The organism is Oleiphilus sp. HI0067 (assembly GCF_001635735.1).
This window is the reverse complement of record NZ_LWFI01000214.1, coordinates 1-759: the sequence shown is the minus strand read 5'-3', so window position 1 is coordinate 759 and position 759 is coordinate 1. Positions and strand designations below refer to the sequence as shown.

Below are 759 nucleotides of genomic sequence, written 5' to 3'. Positions count from 1 at the left end.
GATTTTACGAATCAGCGCTGTTGTTCCTAGTGCCATCCACAATGCTTTTTGCCAATAGGGTAAGTAGCGTTCAGGCTCATCCGTGGGCAGATTAAGCGTGCGTCCCAGCGATAAGCCCATTGATAGGTTCATCACTAGATCAAAACCTAGTACGCGTACGATTGCATCGTGCACCGATTTAACTGAGCCGCTTGTACTATAAAACGAACTCGATGCCCAACTAACTACCTGTGCCGAAAGGCTTGGATCTTTTTCTACGATAGTCGACAGTTCTTCGCTGCTCGCGTCGGGATTTGCGCGTAAACGAATAATATCGCGTGCACTTTCCGGAAGAGGAGGAAGCTCTAGAGTATCTTCGATTCGTTGCTTGATACGAATCGTTGTGAACTTCTCAAGAGCCGTGACAATATCGACTTCATCTTTACGTGCGTCCTTGTGTTGATTGACTCTATCAATTGCTACCGAGAAGTCTCCGGTTTGTGCTTTCTGAAGCATCTTGTTGAAAATGCTTCGCTTAATTCGAATGAGATCTTTTGCTAAACCAATGTCAACGAAGGCGTACTCACTGGTATTTTCCTGGAGCGCATTATCAACGATTGTCGGTATGCCCGTGATGTCGGGGATGGCTGGGATCGCGTTAAGTTCATATTGGCTTAACAAGCTATTTTGATCGCTTTGCTCAACCACTTTAAGTTCACGACCCATACAATTATTGAGTAACTCCGGACAAATAAAGCGATCGGCTGGGAAAAGTACTTG

The 759-nt window shown here is 45.5% G+C and carries 1 protein-coding gene; it reads right to left on the bottom strand.

What is annotated here, in order from left to right; translation table 11 throughout:
* Positions 1 to 759, bottom strand: a 759-nt coding sequence (locus tag A3739_RS02790) for an HDOD domain-containing protein (protein ID WP_156502285.1), incomplete at both ends; no start/stop codon positions are given.